Source organism: Streptomyces sp. NPDC001851 (genome assembly GCF_040297165.1).
GTDB lineage: Bacteria > Actinomycetota > Actinomycetes > Streptomycetales > Streptomycetaceae > Streptomyces.
Window position 1 is genome coordinate 1 of the sequence record NZ_JBEOYR010000088.1, and the last position, 1,153, is coordinate 1,153.

At 56.8% G+C, this 1,153-nt stretch carries 3 protein-coding genes; all 3 read left to right on the forward strand.

The genetic code is table 11. The features are described 5' to 3' along the window. Nucleotides 1–588: aminotransferase class I/II-fold pyridoxal phosphate-dependent enzyme (locus tag ABT171_RS41665; protein ID WP_351252172.1), on the forward strand; the 588-nt coding region annotated here is incomplete at its 5' end. Between the two features lie 74 nt (nucleotides 589–662). After that, complete coding sequence (locus tag ABT171_RS41670; RefSeq protein ID WP_025304767.1) at nucleotides 663–884, forward strand: ribbon-helix-helix domain-containing protein; 222 nt, start codon at nucleotides 663–665, stop codon at nucleotides 882–884. Then, nucleotides 884–1,153: PIN domain-containing protein (locus ABT171_RS41675; RefSeq protein ID WP_351252174.1), on the forward strand; the 270-nt coding region annotated here is incomplete at its 3' end. The genes ABT171_RS41670 and ABT171_RS41675, both read left to right, overlap by 1 nt.

Here is a 1,153-nt window from a genome sequence, read left to right on the forward strand (position 1 = left end):
GGCGTGCCGGTCCCCGGCATCATCTTCAGCGACGCCACGCCGCTGTGGAACCCGAACACCATCCTGTGCATGAGCCTGTCCAAGCTCGGCCTGCCGGGCTCGCGCTGCGGCATCGTGATCGCCGACGAGAAGGTGATCACCGCGCTAACCAACATGAACGGCATCATCAGCCTGTCGCCAGGCAGCATGGGGCCGGCGATGGCGACGGAAATGATCGCGCGCGGCGATCTGCTGCGCCTGTCGAACGAGGTAATTCGCCCGTTCTACAAACAGCGCGTCGAGCACACCATCGAGATTATTCGCCGCTACCTGTCGCCGGAGCGCTGCCTGATCCACAAACCGGAAGGGGCTATCTTCCTCTGGCTGTGGTTCAAGGATCTGCCGATCACCACCGAAGTGCTGTATCAGCGCCTGAAAAAGCGCGGCGTGCTGATGGTGCCGGGCCACTACTTCTTCCCGGGGTTGGAGCATGAATGGCCGCATACCCACCAGTGCATGCGCATGAACTACGTGCCCGATCCGGAGAAAATCGAGCGCGGCGTGGCTATTCTGGCGGAAGAGATCGAGCGCGCACATCAGAAAGGCTAACGCCGACTGATTGAAAATTGACCGACAAAGATATACGATGCATATATCGTATATCTTTTTTTGGAGGGCCAACGATGACTCGCATCGTGATCGATTTACCTGAAGAAGACCTGCGGCAGCTCGATAATCTGAAAAATATCCGCCACGTTCCGCGGGCCGAGATCATTCGTCAAGCAGTCTCCCGCTATCTGACGGAGAACCACGTGGAAGATCCCAGCAACGCTTTCGGGCTCTGGTCCGGGGCGATGGGAGATGGCGTGGAGTACGAAAATCGTCAGCGCGAGGAGTGGGAATAATGGTGGCTCAACGGGCGTTATTCGACACCAATATCCTGATCGATTATCTCAACGGCATTCCTCAAGCCAGGGACGTTCTGGTCGAGTATCACATCAATCCGGCCATCAGCGCCATCACCTGGATGGAAGTGATGGTAGGTGCTAAAAAACAGGGTCCGGCACTGGAGCTGAAAACACGTCAGTTTTTAGGGCAATTTCTGCTGCTGCCTATTACCGATGAAGTCGCTGAACGCGCCGTAGAACTGCGCCACTCACAGCATGTGAAACTG